We start from the raw sequence: 16981 nt of genomic DNA on the forward strand, positions 1-16981 counted from the left end.
GCGTATGCCCTACGCAGAACGGTAGGATGGCGCCGATGAGCGAGAAGACCGGCGGAGAGCTGCCCCGCACGCTGGAAGTCCTGTGGGGTCGTTCCGAACGCCGCGCGCGGGGCCCGGCACAGGCGCTGAGCCTCGACCGCATCGTCACCACCGCGATCGCCATCGCCGACACCGAGGGCCTGGCGGCGCTGTCCATGGCCCGCCTGGCGGAGCGGCTCGGGTGCGCCACCATGTCGCTGTACCGGCACGTCGCCAACAAGCACGAGCTGTGGACGTTCATGCTGGACGCCGCACCCGGGCCGGCGCCCGAGATCTCGCCCACGCCGGCCGACTGGCGCGCCGAGCTGCGCCGATGGGCGGTGGAGCTGACCGGCGTCTACCGCAGGCACCCGTGGATCCTGCAGGTGACGACCGCGGGGACACCGCCGCTCGACCCGGGGCAGCTGGCCTGGCTGGACGCCGGGCTGCGCGCCCTCGGTGGCACCGCGCTGCGGCCGCGCGAGAAGATGTCGGTGCTGCTGCTGGTCCTGCACTACGTGCGCGGAGACACGCAGCTGTCCACGAGCGACCCCGGCGCCGCGCCCGGCCAGGACGACCCCGCGGCGCCGTCGTACGGCGAGCTGCTCGCCCGCCTCATCGACGAACGCTTCCCCGCCCTGGCCGAAGCCCTCAACGACGGCGTCTTCGACGAGTACGACACCGAGAGGCCCGTGGAGGACCCCGCCTCCCACTTCGGGTTCGGGCTCGACCGCATCCTCGACGGCGTCGAGAAACTGGTCCGCGAACGCGGCCCCCACCCGGCGGCAAGTTAGCGGCCCCCGATCTCACCGTTCTCACTGACCGCGAAGGCTTCCAAGCCCTGAATCGCACCGCGGCGGCGTCTCGGGGGGAGCGGTGCGCCACACCTGTCGCGAGGGCAGGAATCTCGCTGGGCCTGGCAAAGGGGCCGGATGTAATCGAACACGATTTCGAAGAGTTGCCCACTGTGCGCGGCTGGCGTTGCGGGCGGGCGAGCCGGTTGATATTGCTTGCGCTAGCGAGCCCCTCCGAAGGGATTCAACGATCCTTTGGTGGGAGGTGGGCCACGTGGTCAGATCGAGACGACCCAGAGTGGCACGGAGGCTGGAGGACGCCTCCACGGTGGTCAGCGCCGCCAGCGGCCTGCTCGGGCAGACGTCGAGCCTGCTCGGGCATATGGCCTGCCTGCTGCGGCAGCTTGTGATGATCGTCGGTTGGCTGGTGCTGCTCGTGGGCTCCGTCCGGCTGCTGCTGCGCCCGCCGTCGTCGCTCGCGCCCGAACACTTCCTGACCCCCGGCGCCGGCGCGGCGGCGGTCGTCCAAGGGCTGGTCAGGATCCCCCCACAGTGGTGGAAATCGCGGCGCCCCTAGCCCCATTCCAGGTACCCCGAGGGCTACGACGCACCTGTGATCGCCGGACCGCCATGCGCGATCGGCACAGGCAGGCTTTACCGGATAAGTCGGTAGGTAGGCTGATTACACCCAATGTGGAAGGCCTCGTGATGTCACGAGCACGACCGACCGGTGACATCTCCGGCGCCACCAGCGAACTTCCCGCCCATCACCGCACCGACCTCCTGCCGGCACCGGCCATGACTCCGGACGCCCCGCTGATGCGTGCCCTCCTGGAGGCCTCGGGCGAGGGCGTCGTGCTCTGCGACGCGGACGGGCGCGTTCTGCTGGCCAACGCCGCCGCCGTCCGCATCGCCCCGGACGCGATACCTGGCCTCCCCACATCCTCCGCCGCCACCGCCGCTGGCCCCTTCGACTCGGGCATCCTCGGCTCCGCCGCGACGCTCTTCGACCCGGCCGCCCTCGACGCCGCCCCCGCTTCCCTCGACCCCGCTTCCCTCGACCCCGCCTCCCTCGACACCGACCCCTTTCCCCTCGCCCCGGCCTCCCTGGATGCCGCCGCCGCTCTCTTCGACCCGGCCGCGCCCATCGGCGTGAGCCGTCTCGCCGTCCACGGCGGGCGCACGGTCCGGGTGCGTCGAGAGATGGTCGGCCCGGCCCACCAGGCGTGGTTCCTGTCGGAGGTCGCCGGAGAGGTCCCGGCCGGCGCCCGTCCGCTCTCACCCGCGCACGAGCGCGCGGAGTTCCGTCCGGTCTCGCCCGCGCACGAGCGCGCGAAGTTCCTCGTCGAGGCGGGCCACCGGCTGTCCGGCTCGCTCAACACGCGCCGCTGCGCCCGCGCCACGGCCGAGCTCGCCGCGTCGTTCCTCGCCGACGCCGCCACGGTGCTGCTTCTCCCCGACCATCGCCGGTCCCACTCCTGGCTGCGCGCCACGGCCTGGGGATCCACCGTGCGGGAGGGCGAGGTGCGGTCCGTCGCCGAGCTGCCCGAGCTGACCGACGCGCTGTACGGGTACGCGGCCATGCCCCACCTCCGGATCGACGCGGCCCTGGCGCCCGGGTGGCTGCTGCCCGAGGGCTTCGGCCAGGCCGCGCACCTGCTGATGACGCCGCTGCCCGGCAACGGGACACCGGCCGGCGTCCTCGTGCTCGCCCGCCGCGAGGGCGCTCCGCCCTTCGACGCGGCGGCCGAGAGCCTGGTGCGCGCGTTCGCCGTCCGCGCCGGCGCCGCCATCGCCTCCGCCCTGCTGTACCAGGAGCAGAGCGCCACCAACGCGATTCTCACCGAAGATCTGCTGCCGCCGGAGCTGCCCGTCCTCGACGAGGCCGAACTCGCCGGATCGCTGCGCCCCTCGCAGCAGACGGACCTGATCGGCGGCGACTTCTACGACGTATGCCGCCCAAGCCCCGGCCGCCCCGGAGTCCCCCGCGACGAGCTCCCCCCAGGCGCCCCATACGGCCTGGACAGGTCCGGCATGCCCCAGGGCGTGGACCGGCAGGACGCCCCCTACGCCGCCGTCCGGCTGGATGTCCCAGCTCGCGCGGGTATGGGAAAGGACGCGCCGCTGGTCGTCCTGGGAGACGTCTGCGGGAAGGGCGCCCGCGCCGCCGTACTGGCCGGGCGGATCCGTCACTGCCTGCGCACGCTCCTGCTGGTGGAGAACCGGCCGGAACGGCTGATCGCGCTGATCAACCAGACCCTGCTGGCCACTCCGGCGTCCGACGCCTACGCCACGCTCGTGCTGGCCCGGCTGCGCCCCGGCCGCGCGGGACGCCTGCTGATCGACGTGGCCGTGGCCGGACACCCGGAACCGCTGATCCTGCGGGCCGACGGCAGCGTGGAGGAGGTCAGCGCCTCGGGCTCCATGCTCGGCATCGACGACCACCTCGACCTCCGCCCGGTCACCGTCGAGCTGGCCCCGGGCGAGCTGTGCCTCCTCTACACCGACGGCATCACCGAGGCGTCCGGTGGCCCCACCGGCACCGAGCTGTACGGGACGAACCGGCTGAAGGAGGCCCTCGCCACGTGCGTCGGCATGCCCATCTCGGCCGTCGTGCAACGACTCGAGGAGGTCACCACCGCCTGGACGTCCCACGGCGACAAGGACGACCGCGCCCTGCTCGTCATCCGCGCCCGCCCCCTCCCCGAAAGGCACAGATGACCGACCTCGCCCTGGTCAACGACCTCAGCACGGCCGTCGAGCGTTATCTGCAGCACATCGGCGAGGCGGACGAGTACGGCGCCGTCGACCTGGTGCTGGCGCTGCTGGACGACGGCGTGCCCGCCGAGCGGGTGCTCCTGGAGCTCATCGCCCCCGCGCAGCGCCGGGTGGGCGAGCTGTGGGCGGCGGACGAGTGGTCGGTGGCCCGCGAGCACGCGGCCACGGCCGTCACCGAGCGGGCCGTCGCCGCCATCGCCACCCGCGTGCGCCCCACGCCCCGGTTCGGCCGGGTCACCGTCGCCTGCGCCGACGGCGAGTACCACCAGCTCGCCACCCGGCTGCTGGCCGAGGTGCTGCGGCTGCGCGGCTGGCGGGTGGACTTCCTCGGCGCGAGCGTCCCCGCTCCCCACCTGGTCACCCACCTGCACCAGACCGGCCCGGACGCGGTGGCGGTGAGCTGCACCCTGACCACCCGGCTGCCCCGGGCGCACGCGACCATCACCGCCTGCCAGGCGGCCGGCGTCCCCGTCCTCGCGGGCGGAGCGGGTTTCGGGGCGGACGGACGTTTCGCCGGTACGCTCGGCGCGGACGGCTGGGCCCCGACCGCGGACGCCGCCGCCGACCTGCTGGAGGCCGGGCTGCTGCCGTCCTTCCCCGCCGCGTCGCCCGGCGGCCCGCCGCGACCGGCCTCCACGGACTACGCCCGGCTCGTGGCGGGCCGCGCCGACCTGATCGCCCGCACGATGCGGGCGCTCACCGAGGCCCATCCGCCGATGGCCTCCTACGACGAGCGGCTGCGGGAGGCCACCGCCGACGATCTCGGCCACCTCACCGACTTCCTCGCCGCCGCGCTGTACGTGGACGACGTCCCGCTGTTCACCGACTTCGTCGCCTGGACCCGGGACATCCTCAAAGCGCGCGGCGTGCCCCCGGCGGCACTCGCCCTCGGCCTGCGCCTGATGCGCGACCAACTCCACGACCTCCCCCAGACGCACCCCCTCCTCACCGCCGGCATCCACACCGCCCAAAGCCCAAGCCGACCTCCCGACAACCCAAGCTGACCTCCCGACAGCCCAAGCCGACTGTTCGACAGCCCAATCCGGCTTTCGACCGCGCCCGCCCAGGCTCTAGTGGCGGACTCGCCACCGCGCCGTCCACAGGCGACCGATGTGCCACATCGCCGCGTACGCCACCAGAACGGCGGTGAACCCGGCCGTCGCGCCCAGCAACATCGCGCGAACCTGGTCATAGAGGCTTGCCGCGGCGCCGTCACCCGTCCCGAGCACGGCCGCGCCCACACCGGCGGCCGACCCACCGCCCGCCACCACCAGCCGGCGCGACCGGCGTCCCACGCCCGAGAACCGCCCCGGCCGGGGCGGAACGCGCCGATACCACCGTGCGAACCAGACGACCAGGACAGCGAGCCCTGCCAGCGAGCTGACGTACATCACCACGTTGAACACCCGATGGACACCGAGGACCGGCAGGCGCATCACCGGCCAGTGCGTCACGACCACGCCGTCCACGTGAGTGAACGCGTCCCACGCCAGGTGCGTCGCCATGCCCGCCGCAAGCGCCGCCGCAAGCACCGCCACGGTCGCCGGCCCGCGTCCCCCGACACCCCGGTCGGGCAGCCGGGCGCGTACCCCGCAGGGAGCGAGCGCGGTCAGCGGCGCGCGCAGCACCAGATGGAACACGGCGAGCACCACCAACCCCGCCGGCACATCCACCAGCCAGCCGACCCGCCAGTCATGGGCGACCCCGGACGAGTACGGAAGCGGCAGGTAGTAGGCCAGATCAGGAACCACCGCCCCGACCACCAGCCCCGCCGAAGGCAACCACCTCCGCAACGGCACCACCGCGACAACATGGCTCAACGTGAAAGGCACGCCCCATTGAACCCGGCCCGCCAGGCCATCCGCACAGCCGGCCAGAGCATCGATTCCGAGGATGACCCGCACCCCACTTCTCGGCAGAATGGGTGGTCGAGTCGGGGCTATGGAGGCCATGCGCGTGGATATCGGGAGTTCGCGGCGTTTCGGGCCCCCCTGGAGACCCGGGAAGACCGGGACACCCCCGCCGGAACCCCCCGCGGCGGTGGCGCCGTCCGAACCGCCCCGCCGCAGAGGTGATTGGCTGCGGCTGTACGGCTGGCTGGCCGCGATCCTGGCCGCGGTGCTGGTCGGCGGCCTGATCGTCTTCGAGACCGGGCCGCCGACCGAGGCCGAGTTACGCGAGCAGGCCCGGCTGACCGGAGAGCACGCCCGCGACAAGCTCTACATCGGGGTGAAGAACGACACTCCCGGCATCGCCGAGAAGGACCCGCTCACCGGCGCCTTCTCCGGGTTCGACATCGACATCGCCTACATGATCGCCGCCGACCTCGGCTTCCGCCGCGATCAGGTCGTGTTCCTGTCCATCAAGACCGAGGACCGGGCCCGCCGTCAGGCCACCGACGACAAGGGCCACTACGTCGCCGTGGACCTGGTGGTGGCGACGTTCAGCATCACCCCCGACCGGGTCGCCGATCCCTCGGTCGGTTTCTCCACCCCCTACCTGTACACCGAGCAGTCCGTGGTCACCCGGAAAAAGCACCCCCCGGTCGCCTCGCTGGGGCAACTCGCCGGCGAGAGGGTCTGCACTCTCGGCACCTCGACCTCCGAGACCCCGCTGGACAGGGCAGGCGTGAAACCCCTCGCGGAGATGCAGATCAGCGACTGCTTCAAAGGGCTGGCGAACAAGAAGTACGACGCGGTGAGCACCGACGCGGCGATCATGGCCGGCTTCGTCGCCCGGTCGCACGGGACGTTCGTGCACCATGACATCGCGCTGGAGAAGACCGAGATGTGGGCGGTGAACACCGGCACCAACACCGCTCTGCGCACCCTGGTCGAGCTCGCTCTGTTCCGCTCCTACGCCGATCCGCAGAACACCGCGTGGGAGGACGCGTACGACCGGCACATCCGGCCTCTGCTCGCGGCCAACCGCGGAGTGAACGTGGCCCAGAGCCTCCAGCCGTGCGTGAAGCCGCCAACGATCCGCCGCTGGCCGTGGGAGCGGGCCCTTTCCTCTGATGGCTGCTGAGGAGGAACGCCGGCCCCTCCGGGTACGCGCGCCGCAGCGTAACCAGGAGTGGCTGCTCACACTGCTGCCCGCCTTCCCCCTGGTGCTGCTGGTCATGCGGCTCTGGTACGCCAGCCGCCAGGACACCCAGACTCTGCTGCTGCTCGTCCAGTACGTCAGCCCCCTCGGGCTGCTCAGCACCGTGCTCCTCACCCTCGTGTGGGTGCTGCCCGCGGTGGTGCTGGCCGCACGGGTGCTCGGTCCGCTGTACCGGCTCAGCACCGGGCGGCCCACCTGGGTGACCCTGGCCGCCGACCGGATGCCCGACTGGGTCGTGGCGGTCGTCGTCGGCGTCGGACTGCTCGGCTGGCAGCTCCGCTTCCTGCCGACCCTGCTGATGCTCACGCTCGCGGCGAGCGGACTCGCCCTCCGGGAACGCCGCCCACAGGACCGGACGACGATCAGGGCGATCTGCCTGGCGCTACCGGTGGCCGCCGGAGCACTCGGCCTGTTCGTGCTGCGCACGGCCATCGTCCAGGCGCTGCACCAGGACGACCTCTCCACGCTCGTCCTGCTCGCCGCGCCTTGCGCGCTGGCCCCGCTGCTCACCGGACCGGTGCCCGCGCGCGCCGCACCGCTCGTGGTACAGAGCCTCGCCTGGGCACTCGCCGTACTGTTCCCCCTGGTCGCGGGGGTGGTGGTCCTGCGCTCACCGATCCTGCCCCTCACGGCCGTGGAACTGGCCGCGAAACCGGACGGCAAGGCGGAGCGCGTCGTCATCGGTTATCTGATCACCACCGACGACAAGCTCGTCACCATACTCGAACGCTCCGGCGCGGTCCGGTTCGTCCGCAACGACCTGCTGGTCTCCCGGGTGCTCTGCCCCGAGCCGGGCGCCGTCCCGCGCACCACCGTGCACCTGTACGAGTGGAACGTCGAGCGCAGCGTGCTGTCCTGGGTGGCCCCCGAGCCCATGCCCTCCCCACCCGACTCCCGCTGCGAAGGCCGCCCCGCCACCCCCGCGGACCTGACCCCGGGCGAATCCACCCACGCATCACCCCTCGAGCCGGAAACCGCCCCATCGTGACGGGCGACCAGCGGACGAACGGCCGACTCTCCGCGTACGCCATCGAGACGGTGCCGAACGGATGCACGCGGGCTTGATCTCTGTGGTGACCCCAGGTTGTTCCGTGGGTGAGCCGTCCGCCCGGATCGGCCGTGGGCGCTCCTGGATCAAGGAGCCGTGGGCGGGCTTGGATCAAGGAGCGGTAAACTCTCCTCCGCTCAAGCCGGGGAGGTGCGTCACCGACATGCGACCACTCAGACCTGGGGACCCACCGCGAGTGGGCGCGTACCGGATACTCGGCTTGCTGGGCGAGGGCGGCCAGGGAGCCGTCTACCGCGGCGAGGCTCCGGACGGCCGGCCCGTGGCCGTCAAGGTGCTCCATGCCCGCTTCAGCGACGACGCCGCCGCGCGGGCGCGTTTCGCCGCCGAACTGGCGCACGCCGGACGGGTCGCGGCCTTCTGCACGGCCCGGGTGCTGGACGCCGAGGTGCAGGGCGACCGGCCCTACATCGTCAGCGAGTTCGTCGAAGGCCCCTCACTGGCCCAGGTGATAGCGGCGGGGGACGCCCCCGCAGGACCCGCGTTGGACAGGATCGCCATCGCGACGGTGACCGCTCTGGCCGCCATCCACGAGGCGGACGTCGTCCACCGCGACTTCAAGGCGGCCAACGTCATCATGGGCGCCGACGGGCCGCGGGTCATCGACTTCGGAATCGCCCGCACACTGGAGGCCACCGGCACGCTGACCAGCGCGGTCGTCGGCACCCCGGTGTCCATGGCGCCCGAGCAACTCGGCGGCGCCGTGGCCGGGCCGCCGGCCGACGTCTGGGCCTGGGCGTGCACCCTCTCCTACGCCGCGACCGGCGTACTGCCGTTCGGCAACGATTCCATCCCCGCGGTGATGCACCGGATTCTGCACGAGGAGCCGGACCTTCGAGGTCTGAGCGGACCGCTGCGCGGTCTCGTGACCGCGTGCCTGGCCAAGGACCCGACTCGCCGGCCCACCGCGCGTGATGTGCTGCCGGCCCTGCTCGGAGGCCAGGGCGCGCCGGTGGCGTCCCGAACCCTGCTCTCCGAGGGGGCCCGAGCGGCGACCGCCGACTCCTCCGCGACCGCCACCTCGCCACCGTCGCAGAAGGGCTCCGTTCTGCGTCGTGTGGTCGTCGCCGCGACCGGGGTCGCCGCCGCGGGCCTCGGCGGGGTGACGTTCCTGCCGTGGGCGAGCGTCGGCGTGCTGCAGGAGCCCCTCACCATCACCACGTCTCTCGCGGACGTGTCAGGACTCGCCACCACCTAGGGTGTCGGCACGCTGATCATGGCCGTGCTCGCGCTGACGCTCGTGATCGTGGACGGGTTCACCCGCAGCCGGGCCGCCGTGTGGGCCGTGATCCCGGGCGTCTTGGCGGTCGCCTCGGTCGTCGCCGTCCTGCTGCGCCGGGACGACCTGCACAGTAGGCATCCGAACTTCGGGCTGCTCTCGGTCGCCGAGGCACGCGGCATGGGCATGACCTTCCGCATCACCCTGTCGCACGGCTGGTACGCCGCGCTCGGCCTGTCCGTCGCCCTGGTGGTCCTGGCGCTGGCCTCGCTGCTGGGCGGCCGCCCGGCGGGGAAGCCGGGCGGCCGGTAGACACCCGATCGTCCGCGCCGCCGTTCCGTCTTCGGCGACGACCTGACGGCAGGGCCCGGCACGGGGCCGTCACCGAGCGCTTGGCGTCAGAAGTCGAACTCGCCCTTCTTGGCGCCGTCGATGAAGGCGTCCCACACGCTCGCACTCACCACGAACGGCGCCCGCTCCGGAGCCTCGGTGTCCCGCAACCCGACCCGCCCCCCGGACAACGGCGCCACCTCCAGGCAGTCACCCTGGTTGGGGCCGCTCTTGGTCGCCTTACGCCAGGCCGCGTTCCGCAGTTCCTCACTCAAGTCCACAGCTTCTCCGCCTCCCTGATCAACTCGATTGAGACAGGTTGGGGCTGCGCCTCAGCCCGTACCGTGTCGTAGCTGCTCTGGATCACCCTGACGTCCTCTGCACGGTTGGACACGTGCCCGTGAGTCGCGGATTCGATGTATACCGTATCCGCAGCATCCGGAATCTGTGCAATGACAAATCCACCCAGAAGCCCGGTCGTAACCCCGAGAGCCGTGGGCACAACTTGAACGCCGATATACGGAGACTCGGCAGCTTCCAGGAGTCGGCGGATCTGTTTTCTCATGACCTCTTTTCCGCCGACCGGCCGATGAAGCACTCCTTCGTCTATCACAACCCAGAGCATCGGTGGAGCCGCGCGATTGAAGATCTGCTGTCGCTCCATGCGGGCATGTACAGCTTTTTCCACTTGCGCGAGGGTTATACCAGCTTCTCCGCGGATGATGGTCCGCGCGTAGTCCTCCGTCTGGAGCAGTCCTGGAACGACCAGCGGCTGCCAGGTATGCAGGGTATGGGCTTCTTGCTCAGTTTCCAGCCAACCCCGAAACCACTGCGGGCTGGCGTCCCGAGTCAATTTGGTCCACAAGCGGACCAGTTCGCCGTCGGCCTTCAGCGCATCATCGCAGCGTTGGGCCAGGTTTCGGCTTGGTGTGCGCTCCCCTCGCTCGACGAAGGCCAGGAGGCTTCGGCTGAACTGCGTCAGCTCCGCCAGTTGCTGCTGGGTGATGTTGGCTTGCATGCGGCGATCGCGCAACTCGTCCCCGAACATGGTGAGCATCTTGCTAGATGGGTCGCGCGGCTGACTTAGCGGCATTTCGACTCCGTCCGATGGGGGTTGGCGGCCGGACACAGAAATGACACAGATTACGGCACAGAAGTGTCACAGCAGTGTGCCCGGCTTCCTCATGCGAAAGGTAGTCGCGCGGCAGCACCATGTGAAGAGCTTCGGCGAATGCCGTCGCAGCCAGTGGCGGCCTTTCCCCTAGATGTGTCTATGCAACACAAAGCTATCGAGGGAATTGCCAGACATGTCCGGATAAGGGGGGTGCAAATTATAGATCGTTATTTGCTCCGTCTCCTATCCCTACGGATAGGGCATCTATCGGAGAGGCACAGCTTTGTCGCTCTTCCGCAAGCCACACCAGTAGCCCGCTGCACGAGATCGGGCCCAGTTGCCCGCCGTAGGACGGCGCCGGATTCGCCGACCCACGTCCCGCCGTACCGGCGCCGATCAAGCAACCCCTGGGCGTGGAAGAGGGGGCGTTCGTGCCTCACTCCGGTTCGGTAACCGGCTCGGAAGGAGCGGAACCCCGAGGGCCGAAACCAGCTTGCGGCCGGACGCAGCCCGTACACGAAACGCGCCTCGCCCCGGAGGGAGAGGAACCCCGTGGACCGAAACCAGCCTGCGGCCGGACGCAGCCCGTACACGAAACGCGGCTCACCCCCGGAGGGAGAGGAACCCCGTGGACCGAAACCAGCCTGCAGCCGGACCCACCCCGTACTCGAAGACGGACGGCGGGCGGCGGCACGCCGATCAGGCCGCAGCCTCCGGCCGTGCCAGGCGCACGAGAGGGGCGGCATGGGCGGCGCAGAGGGGTGGAGGCGTGAGCGGGGACGCGGCCACCCCGGCACCAGCGCGCGGCCGGCACCGGTCGGGCGTGGCGCCCACGCTCGTCCCCTCGCGGCGCTGGGACGCGGCCGAGCGGGCGGCCGCTCAGCAGTTGGACCAGATGGAGCCGGTCTGGGCGATCTGGTACGGCGTCGGCTCCCGGCGGTTCTACGCCGTCGCCACCTGGCCGTTGCCCGCTCCCCTGGTCTTACAGGCGGGCACCGCCGACGAGTTGCACGACCTGATGCGCGAGGCCGAACGGGCGGTCCTGTTCCACCCCGTCCCCGACCACCTCACCACTCCAGCGGCGGCAGATCGTCTGGGCCGCCGCCCCTCCCACCCGGCTCTCCCGAGCCGTCCGACACCTGACGGAGCACCGATGCCACCAACGCGGGACGGCGGTCTGCGCACCGCCTGCTGGGACCTGACCGACGACCTGTCGATGATCGGCCAGGCGCGTCGCGCGGTCAAGGAGACCCTCATCTCCTGGGCGCTGCCCGAACTCACCGATGATGTCGTTCTCGCCGTCGGGGAATTGCTCGCGAACGCCGTCTCCTACGGCGAGCCTCCGGTCCGGCTGTCCCTGTGGCTCGGCACCCGCGCCCTGTGCGTCCGCGTAACCGACCACGGCCCCGAACTGCCCCGCCACCTGGGCCTCGACGTCGAGGCCGTCCATGGCCGCGGTCTTACCATCGTCGACGCCCTCGCCGACGACACCGGCGTCACTCCGTTCCCTGACGGCGAAGGCAAGGGCAAGACGGTCTGGTGCCGCTGGCATCTGACCACCCCGGCGGCGGACACCTCCCACGCCGGCTGACGCGCGCCCTCCGCGGCTACTCGTCGAAGTCGATCCGCAGATCGCTGGTGTACGCGCCTCCGTCGTCACGGCGCCCGTCGATTGCGTCCGGCGGGCTTGGATTGAGGTCGTCCCCCGTGAAGACCTCGATCGTGCGGAAGTCGAAGCCGTCCTGCCGGGCCCGCTCCCAGGTGAACCGGACCGACTGCCCTGGCTTGAGCGATCGGTATCCCTGGGCCACGATCGTGGAGAAGTGGACGAAGACGTCGCCGGGAAGATCGGCCGACCGGAGGTACCCCCAGCCCTCATCTTCACTCCACTCGACCACTACTCCGGTGGCGACCGACCCCGGCTCCGCGCCCATCTGCGATCTCCTCACCTATCGTCCTGGACAGGACTCGCGGACCTGCCACCACAAGATGACCGGCCCGGCAGACCGTCATCAGGTGGACGCGAATCCGGACCGCAAGCCCTCGACGAGTCGCCAGACGCTCGTCGATGGGTTCTTCAACGGATCATCGCCGTCCGGGTGGAGCTTACGCGCCCACCGCCTGCCGGCCCCCACCTCGGGCGCGGAATAGGCGCGGCCTTCGGAGGCGCTGCAAGGCGATTGCAAGCGGCGCGCCGTTCACTGGGGGAGGCGGGGCGGTGTGGGTGAGCGCGTGCCGTCCGTTCGCAGGGGACGTCAGAGGAGGCACTCATGACCACGTCCGAACATCCCGTACCGTCCGCGTCGTCCGTGCGGCGCGCACTCGACGGGCGGATGCCGCCCTGGTGGCTGGGGCTGCTGCTGGTCCCGGTGGACGTCTACCTGGCCATCAGCCTGGGCCAGAAGCACGGCCTGGCGGTCGGCGTCCTCGCGGCGGTGGTGTACGGGGCGCTGACGTTCGTCCCGCTGTTCTTCGAGGAGGTCACCGCGTGGTCGAAGGCCCATCCGGTGCTCGACGGCCTGGTGCTGGTCCCGCTGATCTTTCTGGCGCTGGCCTACCTGACCCCGCTGTCGCTCGCGATGTGCGCGGCGGTCACCGCCGCCTGCGGCCTGCCGTGGCCCGTCGTCGTCACCGTCCTGCGGCGACGGCGACGCCGGGCCGGATGACCACCGCCACGGCGGCGACGCCGGGCCGGACGCCACATAGGCAGTGTCCGGGCGGGATGCCACGAAGGCAGTGCCGGGCTGGACGCCACGAAGCAGTGCCGGGCTGGACGTCGGGAAGGCGGTGTCCGGGCCGGATGCCGTGAAGGTGGTGCCGGGCCGATCAGTACTGCGGGGGTGTGAAGGCCGGGTGTCCACATCCGGTCACGCCCTTGCCGGATAAGTCTATATAGGTAGAGTTACCCGGGTGATCCGAGCCCGACGTCCTTCCCCGCAGACCGTCGCCGTGCTGTCCGCCCTCGCTGCCGACCCGTCCGAGTGGCGGTACGGCTATGAGCTAGGACGGCAGGTCGGCCTCAAGGCCGGCTCCCTCTACCCCATCCTCATGCGGCTGTCCGACCGGGGGATGCTGGAGACGGCATGGGAGTCCGACCCCCCAGCGGGCCGTCCGCCCAGGCATCTGTACCGCCTGACCGGCGCCGGGCTGGAGATGGCCAGAGCCGCGGCCGAGGCGCCGGCGAGCCGCGTCAGCGGCGAACTGCGGAGCGCGTGGTGAACCGGCGGCCGTCCCGGGATGCGGCGGGACGCATGCTCGCGCTCGCCGTGTGGCTGCTGCCCGCGACGCGGCGCGAGTGGGGCGCCGCCATGCGGGGCGAACTGGAGCAGGTCGACGGTGGTGGGGCGCGCCTGCGCTTCGCGCTCGGCTGCGTCCGGGCCGCCCTGGTCCAGCCCTCGGCGCAGCGCGCTCTGGGCCATCTGGGAGGCACGGCGGCCGCGGTGGCCGCGGTGCTGGCGGCCGGCATCGTCTACCCCGGCGCCCGGGTGCTCGTCGTCACGCTGACGCTGGTTCTCGCCGCGCTGGCCTGGTTGGGCGGCAGACCGGGTCTGTTCGGGCCGGTGGCGAGCTCGCCGACGGCGCGGGTGATCCGAACCGCCGGTTACGCCGTGGCGGTGGCGTACCTGCTGGTCGCCGTGAGGGACCTTCGGGGCCCGCAGTACCTGCGGCCCGAGCTGCACATCCCGCTCAGCATGATCATGCTCGTCCTCTATACCGCCGTGATGCTGGCGGCCACCGCCCGCGGGTCGGCCGCGCGGCCGGCGGCGCTCGCGTACGGAACGGCGGCGGGTGTGGTCGCCGGGGCGGCGGGCTTCGCGCTCATCCCCTTCGAACGCGTCATGCCGCCGCTGGCCGACGCGTTGCCAGGGCAGGATCTCTGGCCGGCGTTGACGCTCGTGGGCGCCCTGGCGGCGGCGATGTTCGCGGTCGCCCGGCGCACCGGTGACACCGCGCAGGTGTTCATGGCCGTGCTCTGCGCCGGCGCCGTCGGCTGCGCGGTCGTGTCCGTCCTCGGCGACGCGGCGTGGCTGCTGTTCCCTGAGCGGATGCCGAGCATCGTCCCGCTCAACGCGGGCTCGCCGCAGGTGCGGCAGGCGCTGAGCCGCATGGAGGCGGGGGACGAATACGTCGCGGCCATCGTGTGGGGCAGCCTGCTCGCCGGGGTGCTGGCGACGATGATCCGCCCGGTGGTACGGAGACGGACGGCGGTGCTGCGGACGCTCACCTTCGCCGGCGCCGCGCTCACCAGCCTCGCCGCGACCGCCGGCGAGCAGACGGGCGCCGTCCTCAGCGCCCTGACGGCCATCGTCCTGGGGATCCTCACCTTGACCACCGCACCGAGGCGGGAGGGAACCCGGCCGTCGTGGCAGCGGTCCGGGCTCCGCGGGGACGTCGAGACGTGAAGCAAGCGCATCCGCCTCGTATGGCGAGCGGGTCACCGGGTCCCGCCGTAGGACGACGCCGGCATGGCCCGGGTGGAGAGCGGCGCCCGGTGAACGTATGCGGTCACCGCACTTGTGGGTAACTTTTTCGGCATATCCCCCTGTTAATGTCGATTGAAATTTCAAGCACTGCCGTAGCCTGCGCACCTGTGGACCGCCCCGGTACGCGTGGCCCACCGGCTACGGGGAAGTCCGGAGGAACAGGTGACATCCGTCGAAGGCCCGATGGCCGACGTCCGTGACATGTACATGGCGCACATCTCGCTGCGCCGGGAGTTCGGTCTCGCGCCCGCCCTCGTGCGGGGCGTCACGGCGGGCGACAAGGACCGATGCGAGACGGTCAGCGACCATCTCGGCCTTCTCTGCACCATCCTTCACGCGCACCATGGTGGAGAGGACGCGCTGCTGTGGCCGAAGCTGCTGGAGCGCGGGAGCACGGAGGTAGCTCCGGTCGTGCACAGGATGGAAAGCCAGCACGAGGTGATCGACCGGACGAACGAAGAGGTCATGGCGGGGCTGACCGCCTGGCGCCGCGAGGCTTCCGCGCACGACCGCGAGGTGCTGGCGAGCGCCCTCGACCGGCTCGACGCCGCGCTGGTCGAGCACATGGCGCTGGAGGAGAAGCACATCCTCCCCCTGGCCGAGAAGTACGTCACGGCCTCCGAGTGGCAGGAGCTCGGCAAGCACAGCATGGAGGAACTACCGAAGAAGCGGCTCCCGCTGGCCTTCGGCATGGCCATGTACGAGGGGGACCCGCAGGTCATCAAGAACGTTCTCGCCGAGGCTCCCCTGGTGGCGCGACTGCTGATGCCGATCATGGCTCCGCGGGCGTACGCGTCGCACGCGAAGCGGGTGTACGGCACCGCCACACCCGCCCGCAGCCAGGGCTGACCGGCACGGGACGCGGCCGGCCGGCCGGCCGGCGAACGGCTGCGTGAGCGCCCCGGAGGGCACCGGGCCATCCACAGCAGGGCCGTCCAAAGCGGGGCCGTCCAAAGCAGGACCGTCCAGGGCGAGGCCGTGTGACGGACGGCTGTGTGGGGCGCATCAGCCCTGTCCCTGTCCGGCCCTCTCTGCGTCCGGCCGTCACTGCGCGCTGCCCGGCGGCCATTGCGGTCGCGGTCGCCGGTCGGAACAGCACGCTGACCCATGCTGGGGCGTCGGCAACTGCCGCGGAGAAATGCCGTAGCCACATGCGCGTCGAGGGTGATCGACGGGGTGGTGGAAACGTTTCCCCGAGCCGCTGGGTGACGCCCTCCGAGGCCGGTCGCGACGCCGCCCGTCCGTGGCGACAAAAGCCCGATTCTCGCTACACATAGTGACAAAGTTCAAGATTCACACCTTTCTACCTCGACATATGCGCAAAGGCGCGTTTGAGAGCCGCTTCGCTCGGTAACCAGACCACTCGCGGCCCTACGGAGGTATGCCGATGCGGTTTCTGGGGATCAACGCCATATTTCATGATCCGGCAGCGGCCTTGGTCGTGGACGGAGAGGTCGTCGCGGCGGCGGAGGAAGAACGGTTCAGCCGCCGCAAACATGGCAAGCGTCCCGTGCCCTTCTCGGCCTGGGAGCTCCCCGAGCAGGCCGCCGCGTGGTGCCTGAGCCAGGCGGGCCTGCGCCCCGAGGACCTGGACGGCGTCGCCTACTCCTACGATCCCGAGCTCGTGCGCCTGGACCAGCAGTCGCCCGCCGGATTCGGCCCGCCGGCCGCGGCTCCCGGGCTCGCCTGGGACGCGGCGATGCCGCCCGACCCGACGGCCGAGGTCTGCTGGGAGGGCCTGCGCACCACCTACGCGCGCCGCGCTCCGGCGTTCCTGGCCACCGCGCTGCCCGGCCTGGACACCGCGCAGGTGCGGTTCGTCCCGCATCACGTCGCGCACGCCGCCTCGGCCGGATTGGCCGCGCCCTATCGTGATTCGGCGGTGCTGGTGTGCGACGGGCGGGGTGAGGCGGTGTCGCACCTGGCCGGCCATTACCGCGGCGGCGACCTGGCCGTCCTGGCCGCCCAGCAGCTCCCCCATTCGCTCGGGTTGATGTACGAGGAGGTCACCGAGCATCTGGGGTTCCTGCGGTCGAGTGATGAGTACAAGGTGATGGCGCTGGCCTCCTACGG

Annotated in this window: 18 protein-coding genes; 14 read left to right on the plus strand and 4 right to left on the minus strand. The window is 71.2% G+C overall.

All coding sequences use genetic code 11. The features are described 5' to 3' along the window. Positions 1 to 35: 35 nt before the first annotated feature. The 4 genes from ABZT47_RS39170 (at position 36) to ABZT47_RS39185 (ending at position 4594) form a co-directional block, all read left to right on the plus strand. Positions 36 to 812, plus strand: a complete 777-nt coding sequence (locus ABZT47_RS39170) for a TetR/AcrR family transcriptional regulator (protein ID WP_354853504.1) — start codon at positions 36 to 38, stop codon at positions 810 to 812. Positions 813 to 1110: 298 nt separating this feature from the next. After that, a complete protein-coding gene (locus ABZT47_RS39175; RefSeq protein WP_354853506.1) occupies positions 1111 to 1389 on the plus strand; it encodes a hypothetical protein in 279 nt (92 codons plus the stop codon). Between the two features lie 131 nt (positions 1390 to 1520). Next, positions 1521 to 3533: a SpoIIE family protein phosphatase gene (locus tag ABZT47_RS39180; RefSeq protein WP_354853509.1), complete on the plus strand. Its 2013-nt coding sequence runs from the start codon at positions 1521 to 1523 to the stop codon at positions 3531 to 3533. Then, the gene (locus ABZT47_RS39185) at positions 3530 to 4594 is read left to right on the plus strand and encodes a cobalamin-dependent protein (protein ID WP_354853511.1); all 1065 of its coding nucleotides are present in this window, start codon (positions 3530 to 3532) and stop codon (positions 4592 to 4594) included. Before ABZT47_RS39180 ends, ABZT47_RS39185 begins: the two co-directional genes overlap by 4 nt. A gap of 66 nt (positions 4595 to 4660) precedes the next feature. On the opposite strand, the gene ABZT47_RS39190 is transcribed toward ABZT47_RS39185, so the two are convergent. Further along, entirely contained in the window at positions 4661 to 5494 is an 834-nt protein-coding gene (locus ABZT47_RS39190; RefSeq protein ID WP_354853514.1) for a DUF4184 family protein, read from the minus strand. Between the two features lie 136 nt (positions 5495 to 5630). On the opposite strand from ABZT47_RS39190, the gene ABZT47_RS39195 reads away from it, so the two are divergent. The 4 genes from ABZT47_RS39195 (at position 5631) to ABZT47_RS39210 (ending at position 9292) form a co-directional block, all read left to right on the plus strand. Then, complete coding sequence (locus ABZT47_RS39195) at positions 5631 to 6617, plus strand: transporter substrate-binding domain-containing protein (protein WP_354853517.1); 987 nt, start codon at positions 5631 to 5633, stop codon at positions 6615 to 6617. Continuing rightward, positions 6607 to 7683: a hypothetical protein gene (locus ABZT47_RS39200; RefSeq protein WP_354853520.1), complete on the plus strand. Its 1077-nt coding sequence runs from the start codon at positions 6607 to 6609 to the stop codon at positions 7681 to 7683. The genes ABZT47_RS39195 and ABZT47_RS39200 overlap by 11 nt, the downstream gene beginning before the upstream one ends. 256 nt (positions 7684 to 7939) lie before the next feature. After that, a complete protein-coding gene (locus ABZT47_RS39205; RefSeq protein ID WP_354853523.1) occupies positions 7940 to 8959 on the plus strand; it encodes a serine/threonine-protein kinase in 1020 nt (339 codons plus the stop codon). 18 nt (positions 8960 to 8977) lie between these two features. Continuing rightward, positions 8978 to 9292 carry a hypothetical protein gene (locus ABZT47_RS39210; protein WP_354853526.1) on the plus strand — a complete coding sequence of 105 codons (315 nt, stop codon included), beginning with the start codon at positions 8978 to 8980 and terminating at the stop codon, positions 9290 to 9292. Between the two features lie 86 nt (positions 9293 to 9378). Here ABZT47_RS39210 and ABZT47_RS39215 read toward each other — a convergent pair whose 3' ends face one another. Beyond that, positions 9379 to 9591 (minus strand): DUF397 domain-containing protein, encoded by a 213-nt coding sequence (locus tag ABZT47_RS39215; protein ID WP_354853529.1) that lies wholly within the window; start codon positions 9589 to 9591, stop codon positions 9379 to 9381. Beyond that, the gene (locus ABZT47_RS39220) at positions 9582 to 10358 is read right to left on the minus strand and encodes a helix-turn-helix transcriptional regulator (protein WP_354853532.1); all 777 of its coding nucleotides are present in this window, start codon (positions 10356 to 10358) and stop codon (positions 9582 to 9584) included. Before ABZT47_RS39220 ends, ABZT47_RS39215 begins: the two co-directional genes overlap by 10 nt. Before the next feature lie 835 nt (positions 10359 to 11193). On the opposite strand from ABZT47_RS39220, the gene ABZT47_RS39225 reads away from it, so the two are divergent. Then, a complete protein-coding gene (locus tag ABZT47_RS39225; RefSeq protein ID WP_354853535.1) occupies positions 11194 to 12015 on the plus strand; it encodes an ATP-binding protein in 822 nt (273 codons plus the stop codon). 16 nt (positions 12016 to 12031) lie between these two features. Here ABZT47_RS39225 and ABZT47_RS39230 read toward each other — a convergent pair whose 3' ends face one another. Beyond that, a complete protein-coding gene (locus tag ABZT47_RS39230) occupies positions 12032 to 12373 on the minus strand; it encodes a cold shock domain-containing protein (protein WP_354853537.1) in 342 nt (113 codons plus the stop codon). A gap of 321 nt (positions 12374 to 12694) precedes the next feature. On the opposite strand from ABZT47_RS39230, the gene ABZT47_RS39235 reads away from it, so the two are divergent. The 5 genes from ABZT47_RS39235 to ABZT47_RS39255 form a co-directional block, all read left to right on the plus strand. After that, positions 12695 to 13090, plus strand: a complete 396-nt coding sequence (locus ABZT47_RS39235) for a hypothetical protein (RefSeq protein WP_354853540.1) — start codon at positions 12695 to 12697, stop codon at positions 13088 to 13090. A 244-nt stretch (positions 13091 to 13334) separates the two neighbouring features. Beyond that, positions 13335 to 13643, plus strand: a complete 309-nt coding sequence (locus tag ABZT47_RS39240) for a helix-turn-helix transcriptional regulator (RefSeq protein WP_354853543.1) — start codon at positions 13335 to 13337, stop codon at positions 13641 to 13643. Continuing rightward, positions 13640 to 14827: a hypothetical protein gene (locus tag ABZT47_RS39245; protein WP_354853546.1), complete on the plus strand. Its 1188-nt coding sequence runs from the start codon at positions 13640 to 13642 to the stop codon at positions 14825 to 14827. The genes ABZT47_RS39240 and ABZT47_RS39245 overlap by 4 nt, the downstream gene beginning before the upstream one ends. A 243-nt stretch (positions 14828 to 15070) precedes the next feature. After that, the gene (locus ABZT47_RS39250) at positions 15071 to 15757 is read left to right on the plus strand and encodes a hemerythrin domain-containing protein (protein WP_354853549.1); all 687 of its coding nucleotides are present in this window, start codon (positions 15071 to 15073) and stop codon (positions 15755 to 15757) included. Between the two features lie 538 nt (positions 15758 to 16295). After that, positions 16296 to 16981, plus strand: a 686-nt coding sequence (locus tag ABZT47_RS39255) for a carbamoyltransferase N-terminal domain-containing protein (protein ID WP_354853552.1), incomplete at its 3' end; no start/stop codon positions are given.

The organism is Sphaerisporangium sp. NPDC005289 (assembly GCF_040607455.1).
GTDB lineage: Bacteria > Actinomycetota > Actinomycetes > Streptosporangiales > Streptosporangiaceae > Sphaerisporangium > Sphaerisporangium rhizosphaerae.